Annotated in this window: 13 protein-coding genes; 11 read left to right on the top strand and 2 right to left on the bottom strand. The window is 70.8% G+C overall.

Translation table 11 applies throughout. From position 1 onward, the window contains the following. A complete protein-coding gene (locus AC1DE0_RS13840; RefSeq protein WP_478101457.1) occupies positions 1-702 on the bottom strand; it encodes a maleylpyruvate isomerase family mycothiol-dependent enzyme in 702 nt (233 codons plus the stop codon). Further along, positions 699-2549 (bottom strand): glycoside hydrolase family 15 protein, encoded by a 1851-nt coding sequence (locus tag AC1DE0_RS13835; protein WP_478101455.1) that lies wholly within the window; start codon positions 2547-2549, stop codon positions 699-701. The genes AC1DE0_RS13840 and AC1DE0_RS13835 overlap by 4 nt, the downstream gene beginning before the upstream one ends. A gap of 107 nt (positions 2550-2656) precedes the next feature. Between AC1DE0_RS13835 and uvrA the strand changes: the two genes are divergently transcribed. From uvrA to AC1DE0_RS13780, 11 genes are all read left to right on the top strand, one after another. Next, a complete protein-coding gene (uvrA, locus tag AC1DE0_RS13830) occupies positions 2657-5797 on the top strand; it encodes an excinuclease ABC subunit UvrA (protein ID WP_478101753.1) in 3141 nt (1046 codons plus the stop codon). Continuing rightward, positions 5794-6375 (top strand): Rieske (2Fe-2S) protein, encoded by a 582-nt coding sequence (locus AC1DE0_RS13825; protein WP_478101453.1) that lies wholly within the window; start codon positions 5794-5796, stop codon positions 6373-6375. The genes uvrA and AC1DE0_RS13825 overlap by 4 nt, the downstream gene beginning before the upstream one ends. A 91-nt stretch (positions 6376-6466) precedes the next feature. Further along, entirely contained in the window at positions 6467-8572 is a 2106-nt protein-coding gene (uvrC, locus tag AC1DE0_RS13820; RefSeq protein WP_478101451.1) for an excinuclease ABC subunit UvrC, read from the top strand. Further along, positions 8569-9486, top strand: coding sequence for an RNase adapter RapZ (rapZ, locus tag AC1DE0_RS13815; RefSeq protein WP_478101449.1), 918 nt, complete (start codon positions 8569-8571; stop codon positions 9484-9486). The genes uvrC and rapZ overlap by 4 nt, the downstream gene beginning before the upstream one ends. 14 nt (positions 9487-9500) lie before the next feature. Further along, on the top strand, positions 9501-10469 hold the full coding sequence (locus AC1DE0_RS13810) for a gluconeogenesis factor YvcK family protein (RefSeq protein ID WP_478101447.1): 969 nt from the start codon (positions 9501-9503) through the stop codon (positions 10467-10469). A gap of 108 nt (positions 10470-10577) precedes the next feature. After that, positions 10578-11558, top strand: a complete 981-nt coding sequence (gene whiA, locus AC1DE0_RS13805) for a DNA-binding protein WhiA (RefSeq protein WP_478101445.1) — start codon at positions 10578-10580, stop codon at positions 11556-11558. A gap of 253 nt (positions 11559-11811) precedes the next feature. Continuing rightward, entirely contained in the window at positions 11812-12816 is a 1005-nt protein-coding gene (gene gap / locus AC1DE0_RS13800; RefSeq protein WP_478101440.1) for a type I glyceraldehyde-3-phosphate dehydrogenase, read from the top strand. A gap of 105 nt (positions 12817-12921) precedes the next feature. Continuing rightward, positions 12922-14130, top strand: a complete 1209-nt coding sequence (locus AC1DE0_RS13795) for a phosphoglycerate kinase (protein WP_478101438.1) — start codon at positions 12922-12924, stop codon at positions 14128-14130. After that, positions 14130-14948 (top strand): triose-phosphate isomerase, encoded by an 819-nt coding sequence (gene tpiA / locus AC1DE0_RS13790; RefSeq protein WP_478101436.1) that lies wholly within the window; start codon positions 14130-14132, stop codon positions 14946-14948. The genes AC1DE0_RS13795 and tpiA overlap by 1 nt, the downstream gene beginning before the upstream one ends. Positions 14949-15116: 168 nt before the next feature. Further along, positions 15117-15362 (top strand): preprotein translocase subunit SecG, encoded by a 246-nt coding sequence (gene secG, locus AC1DE0_RS13785; RefSeq protein ID WP_045192358.1) that lies wholly within the window; start codon positions 15117-15119, stop codon positions 15360-15362. A 12-nt stretch (positions 15363-15374) separates the two neighbouring features. Further along, entirely contained in the window at positions 15375-15725 is a 351-nt protein-coding gene (locus AC1DE0_RS13780) for an RNA polymerase-binding protein RbpA (protein WP_081633871.1), read from the top strand. Positions 15726-15742 lie beyond the last annotated feature (17 nt).

The following is a 15742-nucleotide window of genomic DNA, read 5'->3' as shown; positions in this document are numbered from 1 at the left end:
TCAGCCTCCGAAGGGAAGGGTCGGGACGGGGCCGTCGAAGTCGACGCCGTCGGTGTTGCCGCGGGCCAGCCACATGAGCACGGCGGCGCGCGAGCCGGAGACGGCCGTGGCGCCGTCACCGACGACGTACGCGTCACCCTCGGTCGTCGCGATGCGCAGCGACGGGGGTGCGTCCTCCTTCGACAGCCGGTTCGCGGCGTCGCGCAGGAAGAGGGCGACCACCTCGTCGGGCGCCTGCGCGAAGGTGAAGCCGGCGTCGAGGTCGACGTGGTGGTAGACGAGCTCGCGCAGGCGCATGAACGGGACCATCCCGACGGGGACAGGGAACCCGCCCGGAGTGCGCTCGACGTGCACCTCGCCGTGCTCGGGCCCGAGGGCAGCGAGGCGTTCGGCGAGGCGTGCCGCTGAGTCGCGGATGTCGGTGGCCTGCTCGTCCGCGGAGCGGCGGGCCCCGGCGGCGATGTCAGCGTCACGGGACTCGGTCGTGTCGTACATCGTGTTCGGCGCGCCGGTGAGCGCGACGTCGCAGACGCGGGCGAGGGCATCGGCATTGCGGGCGAGGTGAGCCAGCACGTGGCCGCGCGACCATCCCTCGCAGAGCGACGGCGCGAGCACCGCCTCGTTGCGGAAGGACGCCGCCGTGGCCACGACCCGATCGGTCTCGGCCGCCACGAGGTCGGGGGTCACTTCACCGTGCTTCATGCCGTTGCCCTCCCGGGTTGCTTCTCGGTCTCGCTGTCCGACGGCTCGCCCGTCGCCGTCTCGAGTGCCAGGGCGGCACCGACGAGCGTCAGGTGCGAGAACGCCTGGGGGAAGTTGCCCACCATGCGCTCGTTCACGGGGTCGTACTCCTCCGACAGCAGGCCCACGTCGTTGGTCAGGCCGACGAGCCGGTCCATCAGCTCGGTCGCCTTCGCCGTCATACCCGCCTTGGCGTATGCCGTCACGAGCCAGAACGAGCACGCGAGGAACGGGTGCTCGTCGCCGGGCAGGCCGTCGACGTCGGTCTCGGTGCGGTAGCGCATGACGAGGCCGTCGCGCAGCAGGTCCTGCTCGACCGCGGCGATCGTGCCGAGCATGCGTGGGTCGTCGCCGTCGACGAAGCCGATCGACGACAGCATCAGCAGCGACGCGTCGACCTCGGTCGTGTCGTAGTGCTGCACGAAGGTGCCCCGTTCGGCGTCGAAACCCTTGGTCATGACCTCGTCGCGCACCTGGTCGCGCAGCTCGCGCCACTGCTCGACCGGGCCCTCGAGGCCCTGCTGCTCCACGGCACGGACGGCCCGGTCGAAGGCAGCCCACACCATGGCCCGTGAGTGCGTGAAGTGACGCAGCGGACCGCGGATCTCCCAGAGTCCGTTGTCGGCCTCCTGCCAGTGCTTCGCGAGGTGGTTGACGAGGGCGCGCTGCAGGTGCCACGAGTCGTCGTTCTCCTCGAGCCCGCGCCGGCGCGCGTGGTCGAGCGAGATCATCACCTCGCCGAGCACGTCGGTCTGGCGCTGGTCGACGGCGGCGTTGCCCACGCGCACGGGGGTCGACCCGGCATACCCGGGCAGGTGTGGCAGGACGCGCTCGGGCAGGTCGCGTCCGCCGTCGACGCGGTACATGATCTGCATGTCCTCGGGGTCGCCCGCCACGGCACGCAGCAGCCACGCGCGCCACAGCTCGGTCTCCTGCATGTAGCCGCACCCGAGCAGCGCCTCGAGCGTGAGGGCGGCGTCGCGCAGCCAGCAGAAACGGTAGTCCCAGTTGCGCTCGCCACCGAGCCTCTCGGGCAGGGACGTCGTGGCGGCGGCGACGATGCCGCCGGTCGACTGGTGCGTCAGTCCGCGCAGCACCAGCAGCGAACGCGTCACGGCGGCCGCATACGCACCCTTGTAGTGGCTGCGGGAGGCGTACCCCTCGCTCAGCGCGATGGTCTCGGCGATGCGGGCGCGCACGCTGAGGGGCGGCGGGATCGGTTCGTGGCTGCGGAACCATGTCGTCGAGAACGTCATGACGTCACCGGCCACGACGTCGAACTCGTCGACGTGGTGGCCGTCCCGCGCATGGGGGAGGCGCGCTCCCCGGAGCACCAGCATGTCGGGCCCGGCGATCGCGGTGATGATCTCGTCGGTGCGGCCCTCACGGTCGTCGGAGTGGCGCGCGACCCACGGGCGGGTGCGGCCGTAGTTGAAGCGAACCGTCCACTCGTGGACCATCCGCACCGTGCCCTCGAGCCCCTCGATGCGGCGCAGCACGTCGGAACGGCCGTCGCCCAGAGGCATGACGTCGGTGACCCTGACCCGTCCCGTCGACGTCTCGTGGACGGTCTCCAGCACGAAGGAGTCGCCGACGTAGCGGCGCGTCGTCACGGCGTCCTCGTCGACGGGGGTGATGAGCCACCGGCCGTGCTCGGGGGTGCCGAGCAACGCCGAGAAGCACGCGCGCGAGTCGAACCGGGGCAGGCACAACCAGTCGATCGACCCGCGCCGGCTGACCAGGGCGGCCGTGCCGAGGTCGCCGAGCACCGCGTACTCCTCGATCGGGGTCGGCTCGTGCACGCTCATGGGTGCGAGTATGCCGCTCGGCCGGGTCGTGCGTGAGGGGCCCCGCCGGGGTCGGCGCGTCCAACCCTGGACCGCCGATACGAGGACTGTCGGTGACCGCACCTAGCATGTTGCGCGTGACTGTTACGCCCACCGGCAACGCCCACTCCCTCGTCGTCCGCGGCGCTCGCGAGCACAACCTCCGCGACGTGTCGGTCGACCTCCCCCGAGACAGCCTGATCGTCTTCACCGGGCTGTCGGGGTCGGGCAAGTCGAGCCTCGCGTTCGACACCATCTTCGCGGAGGGGCAGCGACGCTACGTCGAGTCGCTGTCGGCGTACGCCCGGCAGTTCCTCGGCCAGATGGACAAGCCCGACGTCGACTTCATCGAGGGGCTCTCGCCCGCGGTGTCGATCGACCAGAAGTCCACCAACCGCAACCCGCGGTCGACGGTCGGGACCATCACCGAGGTCTACGACTACCTCCGACTGCTCTTCGCCCGCGCCGGGCGGCCGCACTGCCCGGTCTGTGGCGAGCCGGTCACCCGCCAGTCGCCGCAGCAGATCGTCGACCAGTTGCTCACCCTCGAGGACCGCACCCGCTTCCAGGTGCTCGCACCCGTGGTCCAGGGCCGCAAGGGCGAGTTCGTCGACCTCTTCGCCGAGCTCCAGACCAAGGGCTTCTCCCGCGCCCGCGTCGACGGCGAGGTCGTCTCGCTCACCGAGGCGCCCAAGCTCGAGAAGCAGAAGAAGCACACGATCGAGGTCGTCGTCGACCGCCTCGTCGCGAAGGGCGACGACGCCGGCTCGAAGCGGCGGCTCACCGACTCCGTCGAGACCGCGCTGGGTCTCGCCGGCGGCATCGTCATCATCGACTTCGTCGACCGTGACGCCAAGGACAAGCAGCGCGAGCGCCGCTACTCCGAGAAGATGGCGTGCCCGAACAACCACCCGCTGGGCATGGACGAGGTGCAGCCGCGGTCGTTCTCGTTCAACTCTCCGTTCGGCGCCTGCCCCGAGTGCACCGGCATCGGCACCGAGCTCGAGGTCGACCCCGAGCTCGTCGTGCCCGACGACGACCTCACCCTCGCCGAGGGCGCCATCGCGCCCTGGGCGCAGGGCTCCGGCTCCGCCGAGTACTTCCAGCGCGTCATGGGCGCTCTCGCCGAAGACATGAAGTTCTCGATGGATGTCCCGTGGCGGGCACTCCCGGCCCGCGCCAAGGAGGCGCTGCTGACCGGCCAGAACTACAAGGTGCACGTCCGCTACAAGAACCGCTACGGCCGCGACCGCTCCTACACCACCGGCTTCGAGGGCGTCGTCCCGTTCATCAAGCGCCGCCACTCCGAGACCGACTCCGACTGGAGCCGCGACCGCTACGAGGGCTTCATGCGCGAGGTCCCGTGCCCCGTCTGCAAGGGCGCCCGCCTCAAGCCCGAGTCGCTCGCCGTGCTCGTCGGCGGCAAGAACATCTCCGAGGTCTGTGGCCTCGCGATCAACGAGGCGGCCGGCTTCCTCGACACGGTCGACTTCACGGCCCGCGAGAAGCAGATCGCCGAGCGCGTCATCAAGGAGATCGACGCCCGGCTCGGGTTCCTGCTCGACGTCGGCCTCGACTACCTCTCCCTCGATCGCCCGGCGGGCACTCTCTCCGGTGGCGAGGCGCAGCGCATCAGGCTCGCGACCCAGATCGGCTCGGGCCTCGTCGGGGTGCTCTACGTCCTCGACGAGCCGTCGATCGGCCTCCACCAGCGCGACAACCACCGCCTCATCGAGACCCTGACCCGGCTGCGCGACCTCGGCAACACCCTCATCGTCGTCGAGCACGACGAGGACACCATCGCCGCCGCCGACTGGGTCGTCGACATCGGCCCCGGCGCCGGCGAGCACGGCGGGCACGTCGTGCACTCGGGTCCGGTCAAGGGACTGCTCGAGCACCCCGACTCGCTCACCGGCATGTACCTCTCGGGGCGGCGCGAGATCCCGACCCCCGACGTGCGCCGCGGCCACGACGGCCGACAGCTGACCGTCACCGGCGCCCGCGAGAACAACCTGCAGAACGTCTCGGTCAGCTTCCCGCTCGGCAACCTCGTCGCCGTCACCGGGGTGTCCGGCTCGGGCAAGTCGACGCTCGTCAACGACATCCTCTACAACGTGCTCGCCAACAAGCTCAACGGCGCCAGGCACGTGCCCGGTCGGCACAAGACGGTCGCTGGTCTCGACCAGCTCGACAAGGTGGTGCACGTCGACCAGAGCCCGATCGGTCGCACGCCCCGGTCGAACCCAGCCACCTACACCGGCGTCTTCGACAACATGCGCAAGCTCTTCGCCGAGACGACCGAGGCGAAGATCCGCGGCTACCAGCCCGGACGCTTCTCCTTCAACGTCAAGGGCGGGCGCTGCGACGCGTGCTCCGGCGATGGCACCATCAAGATCGAGATGAACTTCCTGCCCGACGTCTACGTGCCGTGCGAGGTCTGCCACGGGGCCCGCTACAACCGCGAGACCCTCGAGGTCCACTTCAAGGGCAAGACGATCGCCGACGTGCTCGACATGCCGATCGAGGAGGCCGCGACCTTCTTCGAGGCGGTCCCGGCGATCTCGCGCCACCTCAAGACCCTCAACGACGTCGGCCTCGGCTACGTGCGGCTCGGACAGCCGGCGCCCACCCTCTCCGGCGGCGAGGCACAGCGCGTCAAGCTCGCGAGCGAGCTGCAGAAGCGCTCCACCGGGCGCACCATCTACGTCCTCGACGAACCGACGACCGGTCTGCACTTCGAGGACATCAAGAAGCTCCTCGACGTGCTGCAGGGGCTCGTCGACAAGGGAAACAGCGTCATCGTCATCGAGCACAACCTCGATGTCATCAAGAACGCAGACTGGATCATCGACATGGGGCCCGAGGGCGGCTCCGGGGGCGGCGCGGTCATCGCCGAGGGGACACCCGAGGACGTCGCCGAGGTGGCAGCCAGCCACACCGGCCGCTTCCTCCGGCCGATCCTCGACCGCACCGCCCGCACGACGACCCGCAGCTCGGGAAAGGGCACGACACGGGGCCGTGCCGCGTCCGGCACGAAGAAGAAGACGGCGGCGGAGGGCTCACAGCGAGCTGACGGCTCAGCCACAGCGAGCGCGTCGAGACTGAAGGCCGCCCGCACCACGGGTCGCGCCCGGGGAGGTGCGACCACCGCGGCCGCGAAGAAGAGCACGTCCAGCACCACCGTGAGCAAGACGAGGACCTCCACCACCACACGGAAGAGGAACGCATGACACAGCGCACGCACTCACGCTCTCCCGAGCAGTCCAGCACCGTCGCCGCCGAGAACGACCCTTCCCTCGACTCCCACGAGACGCCCACGAGCGAGGCGACCGACACGAGTGACCCTCTCGCGGCGCTGCTCCCCGGCCGCCGCGGCGTCCTCAAGGCGGCCGGCGTCGTGGCCGGCGCCGGTGCCCTCGCCGCCTGCAGCAGCCCGCCTGTCCCGATCGCGACCGGCCAGTCCTCGAGCAGCGCAGCCTCGGCGGGCGCAGGCGGCTCGGCAGCCTCGACCGCCCCTTCCGGCGGCGGCACGCCCTCGTCCGAGGTGCCCGTCGGAGGTGCGAAGTTCTTCCCCGACACCAGGACGGTCGTCACGCAGCCGGTGGCCGGCACCTTCAAGGCCTTCGACACCACGTGCCCCCACCAGGGCTGCGCAGTGAGCTCCGTGGCCGACAACCAGCTCGTCTGCCCCTGCCACCAGAGCCACTTCGACCTCAACACAGGCGACCCGACGCCCGAGAGCCAGGCGAAGAGCCCCCTGACCGCCAAGCAGGTCACCGTCACCGGAAACACCTTCACCGTCGCCTGACGCAGCCCTCCCGTATGCCGTCCTGACGCCCCTCGACGGGGGGCGGAGGGCGGCATACGGCAGCGTCGGTGGGCCGACATAGGGTGGACGCGTGGCGGACCCGACGACCTACCGACCGAAGCCGGGGGAGATCCCGACCGACCCGGGCGTCTACCGCTTCCGTGACTCGCACGGTCGGGTCATCTACGTCGGCAAGGCCAAGTCGCTGCGCCCCCGCCTGTCGTCCTACTTCCAGGACATCACGGCCCTGCACCCGCGCACGGCGACCATGGTCACGACGGCCAGCTCGGTCGAGTGGACCGTCGTGCGCACCGAGGTCGAGGCGCTCCAGCTCGAGTACTCCTGGATCAAGGAGTTCGACCCGCGCTTCAACGTCAAGTACCGCGACGACAAGTCCTACCCGTTCCTCGCCGTGACGATGAGCGAGGAGTTCCCCCGGGCCCAGGTGATGCGCGGCGCGAAGCGCAAGGGCACCCGCTACTTCGGCCCCTACGGCCATGCGTGGGCGATCCGCGAGACCCTCGACCTGCTGCTCCGCGTCTTCCCGGTGCGCACCTGCTCCTCTGGTGTCTTCAAGCGCGCCGCCGCGAGCGGCCGGCCCTGCCTGCTCGGCTACATCGACAAGTGCTCAGCGCCCTGCGTCGGCCGGGTCACTCCCGACGAGCACCGCGCCATCGCCGAGGACTTCTGCGACTTCATGGCAGGCAACACGACGCGCTTCGCCAAGCGCCTCGAGACCCGTATGAAGGAGGCCGCGGCCGAGCTCGACTTCGAGCAGGCGGCCCGGCTGCGCGACGACATCGGGGCCCTCACGAAGGCTCTCGAGAAGCAGGCCGTGGTGCTCGGCGACGCGACCGACGCCGACGTCTTCGCCCTCGCCGACGACGACCTCGAGGCCGCGGTCCAGGTCTTCCACGTGCGGGGCGGTCGCATCCGCGGCCAGCGGGGGTGGGTCGTCGAGAAGGAGAGCGAGGACCTCCCGAGCCTCGTCGAGCACCTGCTGCAGCAGGTCTACGGCGACGCCGAGCGCGATGCCGTGCCCCGTGAGGTGCTCGTGCCCACGCTGCCGGCCGACCTCGACGCCGTCACCGAGTGGCTGTCGGCGGTGCGGGGCTCGGCGGTCAGCGTCCGGGTGCCCCAGCGCGGCGACAAGCGCACGCTCATGGAGACGGTGCGCCGCAACGCCGAGCAGTCGCTCGCCCGGCACAAGGTCGCCCGTGCCGGTGACCTGACGCTGCGCAGCAAGGCGTTGCAGGAGCTGCAGGACTACCTCGGGCTCGACGACGCCCCGCTGCGCATCGAGTGCTACGACGTCAGCCACGTGCAGGGCACCAACGTCGTGGCCTCGATGGTGGTCTTCGAGGACGGCCTCGCGCGCAAGAGCGAGTACCGCCGGTTCATCGTGCGGGGCGCGACCTCCGGAGCCGATGACGGTTCCGATGCCGACGCGCCCGTCACGATCGACGACACCGCCGCGATGCGCGAGGTGCTGACCCGCCGCTTCCGCCGCTACCTCGAGGACGCCGAGGGCACCGGTGACCTCGACCTGTCGACCGGGGTCGTCAGCGAGCCCTCCGACGGTGCGGGCCCGTCCGCGCGCGGTGACGTCAGCGGCGACGAGAACGGCGACGGCGGCGATGGGGCCGATGACGGCGACCCACGTTCCACGTCGGGGCCGATCGACCCCGAGACCGGTCGCCCGCGCCGCTTCGCCTACCCGCCGAGCCTCGTCGTGGTCGACGGCGGTCTCCCGCAGGTCAATGCCGCACAGGCGGTTCTCGACGATCTCGGCATCGAGGAGGTCGCGCTCGTGGGCCTCGCCAAGCGGCTCGAGGAGGTGTGGCTGCCACGCGACGACCACCCGGTCATCCTGCCGCGCACCAGCGAGGGCCTCTACCTGCTGCAGCGCCTGCGTGACGAGGCGCACCGCTTCGCCATCACGTTCCACCGCCAGCGCCGCTCCAAGGCCATGACGGCCTCGCAGCTCGACGGCATACCCGGGCTGGGCAACAGCCGACAGAAGGCGCTGCTGCGCCACTTCGGTTCGGTCAAACGTCTTCGGGGCGCGGACGTTTCGGACATCATGGCTGTTCCGGGCTTCGGCCGGTCGCTTGCTTCGGCGGTCGTCAACCACTTGGCTGGGGGAGCGCCCCAGGAGCCAGCCGTGAACCTCACGACGGGAGAAGTGCTCGAATGACCGCCGACACCGGCCCCACCCCGCAGACGCCTCTGGCCGATGCCCCGATCGTCATCGTCACCGGCATGAGCGGGGCCGGACGCAGCACCACCGCCAACGTCCTCGAGGACCTCGGCTGGCTCGTCGTCGACAACCTCCCGCCACAGCTGCTGTCGCACCTCGCGGAGCTGCGTGACGAGGCCCGGGCCAAGGACCCCGGCGCGCGCCTCCAGCAGGTGGCGGTCGTCGTCGACGTGCGCTCCCGCGGCTGGTTCGAGCTGCTCGAGGGCGCCATCGCCGAGGCCCGCGAGCGGGGCGAGCGTCCGAGTCTGGTCTTCCTCGACGCCACCGACGAAGCGCTCGTGCGGCGTTTCGAGAGCGTGCGCCGCCCGCACCCGCTTCAGGGTGACGGTCGTCTGCTCGACGGCATCCAGCGAGAGCGCGAGCGGCTGCTCGACCTGCGGTCGTCGGCTGACGTCGTCATCGACAGCTCGGGCCTCAACGTGCACCAGCTGAGCGCCAAGCTGAGCTCGCTCTTCGCCGGCGAGGGCCGAGTGCAGCTGCGCATCGCCGTCATGTCGTTCGGGTTCAAGTACGGCCTGCCGCTCGACGCCGACGTCGTCTTCGACATGCGCTTCCTGCCCAACCCCTATTGGGTGCCCGAGCTGCGGTCACTGACCGGACGCGACGGCCCCGTCAGCGAGTTCGTGATGAAGCAGGCGGGCGCCGAGGAGTTCCTCGAGCGGGCCGGCGACCTGCTCGACACGATGATCGCCGGCTACGTCCGCGAGGGGCGTCGCTACGTCACCGTGGCCGTCGGCTGCACGGGTGGGAAGCACCGCTCCGTCGCCATCGCCGAGGCGCTCAGCGAACGCCTTGGTGGCCGCGACCGCGTTGACACCTTCGTCGTCCACCGCGACCTGGGGCGGGAGTGACGGGGCCCGGCGCCGTGACCCCTCCGCGCGGATCCCTCGAGTTCCCGCACCACCGGCGCATCGTGGCGCTCGGCGGGGGGCACGGTCTCGCCGCGACCCTCACGGCCCTGCGCCTTCTCACCGACAACGTCACGGCCGTCGTGACGGTGGCCGACGACGGCGGCTCGAGCGGCCGGCTGCGCGAGGAGTTCGCCGTGCTGCCGCCCGGCGACCTCCGCATGGCCTTGTCGGCGCTGTGTGACGAGAGCGACTGGGGCCACACCTGGCGGGACGTGCTCCAGCACCGCTTCGCCGGCGCCGGTGAGCTCAAGGGGCACGCGCTCGGCAACCTCATGATCGTCTCGATCTGGGAGCTGCTCGGCGACACCGTCCAGGGACTCGACCTCGTCGGTCGCCTCCTGGGTGCGCGGGGGCGGGTGCTGCCCATGGCCGCCGAGCCCCTCGAGATCGTCGCCGAGATCCGTGGCCACGACCCCGACCGCCCCGACGCCACCGTCGAGGTGCGCGGCCAGCACCGCGTGGCGTCATCGCCCGGCATCGTCTCGTCGATCGGCATCCTGCCGACCTGTCCCGAGCCGTGCCACGAGGCCCTGTCGGCCGTCGGTGCCGCCGACTGGGTCATGCTCGGGCCCGGCTCGTGGTTCACCTCGGTCATGCCGCACCTGCTGGTGCCCGATCTCGTCGACGCGCTGGTCGCCACACCCGCCAAGCGCCTGCTCAACCTCAACCTCGAGGTGCACAAGGGCGAGACCCGCGACTTCCGCGCGGAGGACCACCTGGCCTCCTTCGCGGCCAACGCACCCGCCCTGCGCCTCGACGTGGTGCTCGCCGACCCKAGCGTCGTGCCCGACGGCGCGTCGCTGCGAGCAGCCGCCGCCGACCTCGGGGCCGAGCTGGTCGTCGCCCCCGTCGCCGCGCGCAACGAGCCGGGCGTGCACGACCCGCTGCGGCTCGCGGCCGCCCTGCGCGACGTCATCGCCTGAGCCGCGGTGGTCCGCGACGACACGCCGAGGCACCTGACCGACCCGTTCGGTGTGTCGCGGGGGGACTCCGCCGCGAGGGTTCTTGCACAGGATGGCAGGATGTCGCCCATGGCCATGACAGCGAAGGTGAAGGACGAGCTCTCACGCCTCGAGGTGACCAAGCCCTGCTGTCGCAAGGCCGAGGTGTCCACGATGCTCCGTTTCGCCGGAGGGCTGCACATCATCGGAGGGCAGATCGTCGTCGAGGCCGAGCTCGACACCGCCAACGCGGCGCGGCGCCTGCGCCGCAACGTCAGCGAGGTCTACGGCCACAAGAGCGACGTGCTCGTCCTGGCCGCCGGCGGCCTGCGGCGCGGCTCTCGCTACGTCGTGCGAGTCGTCGAGGAGGGGGCCACCCTCGCCCGTCAGACCGGGCTCATCGACAACCGCGGCCGGCCGGTCCGAGGCTTGCCGCCCAAGGTCGTGAGCGCCGCCACCTGTGACTCTGAGGCGGCGTGGCGCGGCGCCTTCCTGGCCCACGGCTCCCTGACCGAGCCGGGCCGGTCCTCGGCCCTCGAGGTCACCTGCCCGGGCCCCGAGGCCGCTCTCGCGCTGGTCGGGGCCGCCCGCCGGCTCGGCATCCAGGCCAAGGCGCGCGAGGTGCGCGGCGTCGACCGCGTCGTCATCCGCGACGGCGACGCCATCGGCGCGATGCTCACCCGGCTCGGCGCCCACGACGCCGTCCTGGCGTGGGAGGAGCGGCGGATGCGTCGCGAGGTGCGCGCCACCGCCAACCGCCTCGCGAACTTCGACGACGCCAACCTGCGCCGCTCGGCGCGCGCCGCGGTCGCGGCGGGTGCCCGTGTCGAGCGCGCCATGGAGCTGCTCGGCGAGGACATCCCCGACCACCTCCGTGAGGCGGGCGTGCTCCGTCTCGAGCACAAGCAGGCGAGCCTCGAGGAGCTCGGCCAGCTCGCCAAGCCGCCGATGACCAAGGACGCCGTCGCGGGGCGCATCCGTCGCCTGCTCGCCATGGCCGACAAGCTGGCGGAGGAGCTCGGGGTGGCGGGCACCGACGCCAACCTCACGCCCGACATGCTCGACAGCTGAACCACGCTCGACGTCGCGGCGGCGCGCAGGACGCCGCTGTCCGCGTAGGCACCCAGGCCCGAGGCGTACGCACCCCCGGCCGTACGCGTGCGACGAGCGCGCCGTCACGCGCTGAGCGCGTGCTCACCAAGCCCTGAGACTGCCGGTTCGGGCCCTGAGCCGACGCACTAGGGTGGGTGTGATCGAGGTCGCAGCGTGGCGGCCCAAGGTCTCGCACACGTCCGACACAGTCTTACCGAAGAGGTGCACAGCAGTGACCGTTCGCGTTGGTATCAACGGCTTTGGCCGCATCGGCCGCAACTTCTTCCGCGCCATCGTGGCGTCCGGAGCCGACATCGAGGTCGTGGCAACCAACGACCTCATGGACAACAAGACCCTCGCCCACCTGCTCAAGTACGACTCGATCCTGGGTCGATTCCCGGGCGAGGTCTCCTTCGACGACACGTCCCTCACGGTCGACGGCAAGTCGATCCGGGTGTTCGAGGAGCGCGACCCGTCCAAGATCGACTGGGCCGGCGTCGGCGCCGACATCGTCGTCGAGTCCACCGGCTTCTTCACCGACGCGGCGAAGGCCAAGGCCCACGTCGACGGCGGTGCCAAGAAGGTCATCATCTCGGCGCCCGCGTCCAACGAGGACATCACCATCGTGATGGGTGTCAACGACGACGCGTACGACGCGTCGAAGCACACGATCATCTCGAACGCGTCGTGCACGACGAACTGCCTCGGCCCGATGGCCAAGGTGCTCAACGACGAGTTCGGCATCGTCAAGGGCCTCATGACGACGATCCACGCCTACACGCAGGACCAGAACCTGCAGGACGCGCCGCACAAGGACCTCCGTCGCGCCCGCGCCGCGGCGCTCAACATCGTGCCGACCTCGACCGGCGCCGCCAAGGCCATCGGCCTCGTGCTCCCCGAGCTCAAGGGCAAGCTCGACGGCTTCGCGCTGCGCGTGCCGGTGCCGACCGGCTCGGCCACCGACCTCACCTTCGAGGCCAGCCGCGAGACCACCGTCGAGGAGGTCAACGCCGCGGTCAAGGCCGCCGCCGAGGGCCCGCTCAAGGGCGTCCTCGTCTACACCGAGGACCAGATCGTCTCCAAGGACATCGAGACCGACCCCGCCTCGTGCATCTTCGACGCCGGCCTGACCAAGGTCATCGGCAACCAGGTCAAGGTCGTCGGCTGGTACGACAACGAGTGGGGCTACTCCAACCGCCTCGTCGACCTCGTCGCTCTCGTCGGCCAGTCGCTCTGAGCCCACCCGGCCACCGCCCCCAGGACCCCACCCCGACCGGGAGGTTCACTGGGGCGGTGGCCGCACCCTTGCCCGGCTGATCCCCACCACTGAAGAGGCATCCGCGTGAAGACCACCAGCGACCTCGGCGACCTGCGCGGCAAGCGCGTGCTCGTCCGGTCCGACCTCAACGTGCCGCTCGACGGCTCCACCATCACCGACGACGGCCGCATCCGCGCCTCGGCCCCGACGATCAAGGCCCTCGCCGACGGCGGCGCCCGCGTCATCATCTGCGCCCACCTCGGACGCCCCAAGGGCGCTCCCGAGGCCAAGTACTCCCTCGCCCCGGTCGCGAAGCGACTGGGTGAGGTGCTCGGCACCGACGTCGTCTTCGCCGACGACACGGTCGGTGACGACGCGAAGGCCAAGGCCGCCGCTCTCGAGGACGGCCAGGTGCTGCTCCTCGAGAACCTCCGCTTCAACGCGGGAGAGACGGCCAAGACCGACGACGAGCGCGCCGAGTTCGCGGGCGAGCTGGCTTCTCTCGCAGACGTCTTCGTCTCCGACGGCTTCGGCGTCGTGCACCGCAAGCAGGCCTCTGTCTACGACGTCGCCCGGCTGCTGCCGCACGCCACGGGCGACCTCGTCTCCACCGAGGTCGACGTGCTGCGGCGCCTCACCAAGGACCCCGAGCGCCCGTATGCCGTCGTGCTCGGTGGGGCCAAGGTGTCCGACAAGCTCGGCGTCATCGGCAACCTGCTCGGCACCGCCGACCGCCTCCTCATCGGTGGCGGCATGGTGTTCACCTTCCTCGCGGCGCAGGGTCTCGAGGTCGGCAAGAGCCTGCTCGAGGCCGACCAGGTCGACACGGTCAAGGGCTACCTCGAGCGCGCCGAGAAGGAGGGCATCGAGATCGTCCTGCCCGTCGACGTCGTCGCAGCCGACGCGTTCAGCGCCGACGCCGCCCACGACGTCGTCGCGGCCGACGCGATCCCGGCCGACCGGATGGGGCTCGACATCGGCCCCGAGTCGAGCCGCCTGTTCGCCGAGAAGCTCGTCGACTGCCGCACCGTCTTCTGGAACGGCCCGATGGGTGCGTTCGAGATGGCCCCGTTCGCCGACGGCACCAAGGCCCTCGCGCAGGCGCTCGTCGACATCACCGCCAAGGGTGCGCTCACCGTCGTCGGCGGCGGCGACTCCGCTGCGGCGGTGCGCCAGCTCGGCTTCGAGGACTCCGACTTCGGCCACATCTCCACCGGCGGCGGCGCGAGCCTCGAGTACCTCGAGGGCAAGGAGCTGCCCGGGCTCACCGTGCTCGAGGAGGGCGACGCCTGATGGCCAAGGACACCAAGACCGTCCCCAGCGGGCGCATCCCGCTCATGGCGGGCAACTGGAAGATGAACCTCGACCACCTGCAGGCGACCCACCTCGTGCAGAAGCTCGACTGGACGCTGCGCGACGCGAAGCACGACCACGCGGCCGTCGAGGTCGCCGTGCTCCCGCCGTTCACCGACCTGCGGTCCGTGCAGACGCTTGTCGAGGGTGACAAGCTCGACCTGAAGTACGGCGCGCAGGACCTGTCGCCGCACACGTCGGGCGCCTACACGGGCGACATCTCGGGTGCGTTCCTGGCCAAGCTCGGCTGCACCTACGTGACCATCGGGCACAGCGAGCGACGCGAGGGCCACGGCGAGACCGACGAGGTGGTCAACGCCAAGGTGAAGGCCGCCTACACACACGGGCTCACTCCGATCCTCTGCTGCGGCGAGGCCCTCGACGTGCGCAAGGAGAGTCGCCAGGTCGAACACGTCGTCGAGCAGCTTCGCGCCGACCTCGACGGCGTCGCCAAGGAGCAGGCCGCCAGCATCGTCATCGCCTACGAGCCCATCTGGGCCATCGGCACGGGCGAGGTCGCGACCCCCGACGACGCGCAGGAGGTGTGCGCCGCCATCCGCACGCTGCTCGCGGAACTCTACAGCGGCGACGTCGCCGACGGCATACGCGTGCTCTACGGCGGCAGTGTCAAGGCTGGGAACGTGGCCTCGATCATGGCCCAGGAGGACGTCGACGGCGCCCTCGTCGGGGGTGCGTCCATCGACCCGGCCGAGTTCGCGTCGATCTGTCGCTACCGCGACCATCTGACGACCAGCTGACGCGCGTCCGAGACGACGCCGAGGCATTCCCATCGGCCGGGCGGCACCCGTGAGGGCCGTTCGGCCGATGGGGCCTCGGGCAGGTATCCTTGCCCGAGCCCCGAAAGAGCCGGGGGAGGGGCCCACCGGCCCGAACACCCCGAGATCCCGACGATTTGGAGTCACCACGTGGATGCGGTTCGCATCGTGCTTCAGGTCCTGCTGGTGCTGTCCAGCCTGGTCCTGACCCTGTTCATCCTGCTGCACAAGGGCAAGGGTGGCGGCCTGTCCGACATGTTCGGTGGGGGCATGTCCACGTCCCTCGGCGGCTCGTCCGTCGCGGAGCGCAACCTCGACCGCTTCACCGTGGCCGTGGCCGCTGTCTGGGCGGCATCCATCATCGGTCTGGGCCTGCTGGCCCGCTTCGCGAGCTGAGAGGAGACGTAGATGGCCAGCGGTAACGCCATTCGTGGAAGCCGGGTCGGCGCCGGCCCGATGGGCGAGGCAGAGCGCGGCGACGCCGCCCCCCGCGTCCACATCTCCTACTGGTGCTCCAACGGGCACGAGACGCGTCCGAGCTTCGCCGAGGAGCCCGGCATGGTGCTCCCCGAGACGTGGGACTGCCCGCGCTGCGGCTTCCCGGCCGGGCAGGACAAGGACAACCCTCCGGCCCCGCCGAAGGTCGAGCCCTACAAGACGCACCTCGCCTACGTGAAGGAGCGCCGCAGCGACGCCGACGGCGCCGCCATCCTCGACGAGGCCCTGAGCACTCTGCGCGAGCGCGGCCTCATCCAGTGACCTGAGCGTCCGCACCT

This window comes from Terrabacter sp. 05T424, assembly GCF_056396225.1.
Note: the sequence above shows the minus strand (reverse complement) of the source record. Positions and strands in the feature narration are given on the sequence as shown.

Bases quoted from the DNA above. Each gene is read 5' to 3' on its own strand.
- AC1DE0_RS13840 (WP_478101457.1), bottom strand. From the start codon at position 702: ATGAAGCACGGTGAAGTGACCCCCGACCTCGTGGCGGCCGAGACCGAT.
- AC1DE0_RS13835 (WP_478101455.1), bottom strand. From the start codon at position 2,549: ATGAGCGTGCACGAGCCGACCCCGATCGAGGAGTACGCGGTGCTCGGC.
- uvrA (WP_478101753.1), top strand. From the start codon at position 2,657: ATGTTGCGCGTGACTGTTACGCCCACCGGCAACGCCCACTCCCTCGTC.
- AC1DE0_RS13825 (WP_478101453.1), top strand. From the start codon at position 5,794: ATGACACAGCGCACGCACTCACGCTCTCCCGAGCAGTCCAGCACCGTC.
- rapZ (WP_478101449.1), top strand. From the start codon at position 8,569: ATGACCGCCGACACCGGCCCCACCCCGCAGACGCCTCTGGCCGATGCC.
- whiA (WP_478101445.1), top strand. From the start codon at position 10,578: ATGGCCATGACAGCGAAGGTGAAGGACGAGCTCTCACGCCTCGAGGTG.
- tpiA (WP_478101436.1), top strand. From the start codon at position 14,130: ATGGCCAAGGACACCAAGACCGTCCCCAGCGGGCGCATCCCGCTCATG.
- AC1DE0_RS13780 (WP_081633871.1), top strand. From the start codon at position 15,375: ATGGCCAGCGGTAACGCCATTCGTGGAAGCCGGGTCGGCGCCGGCCCG.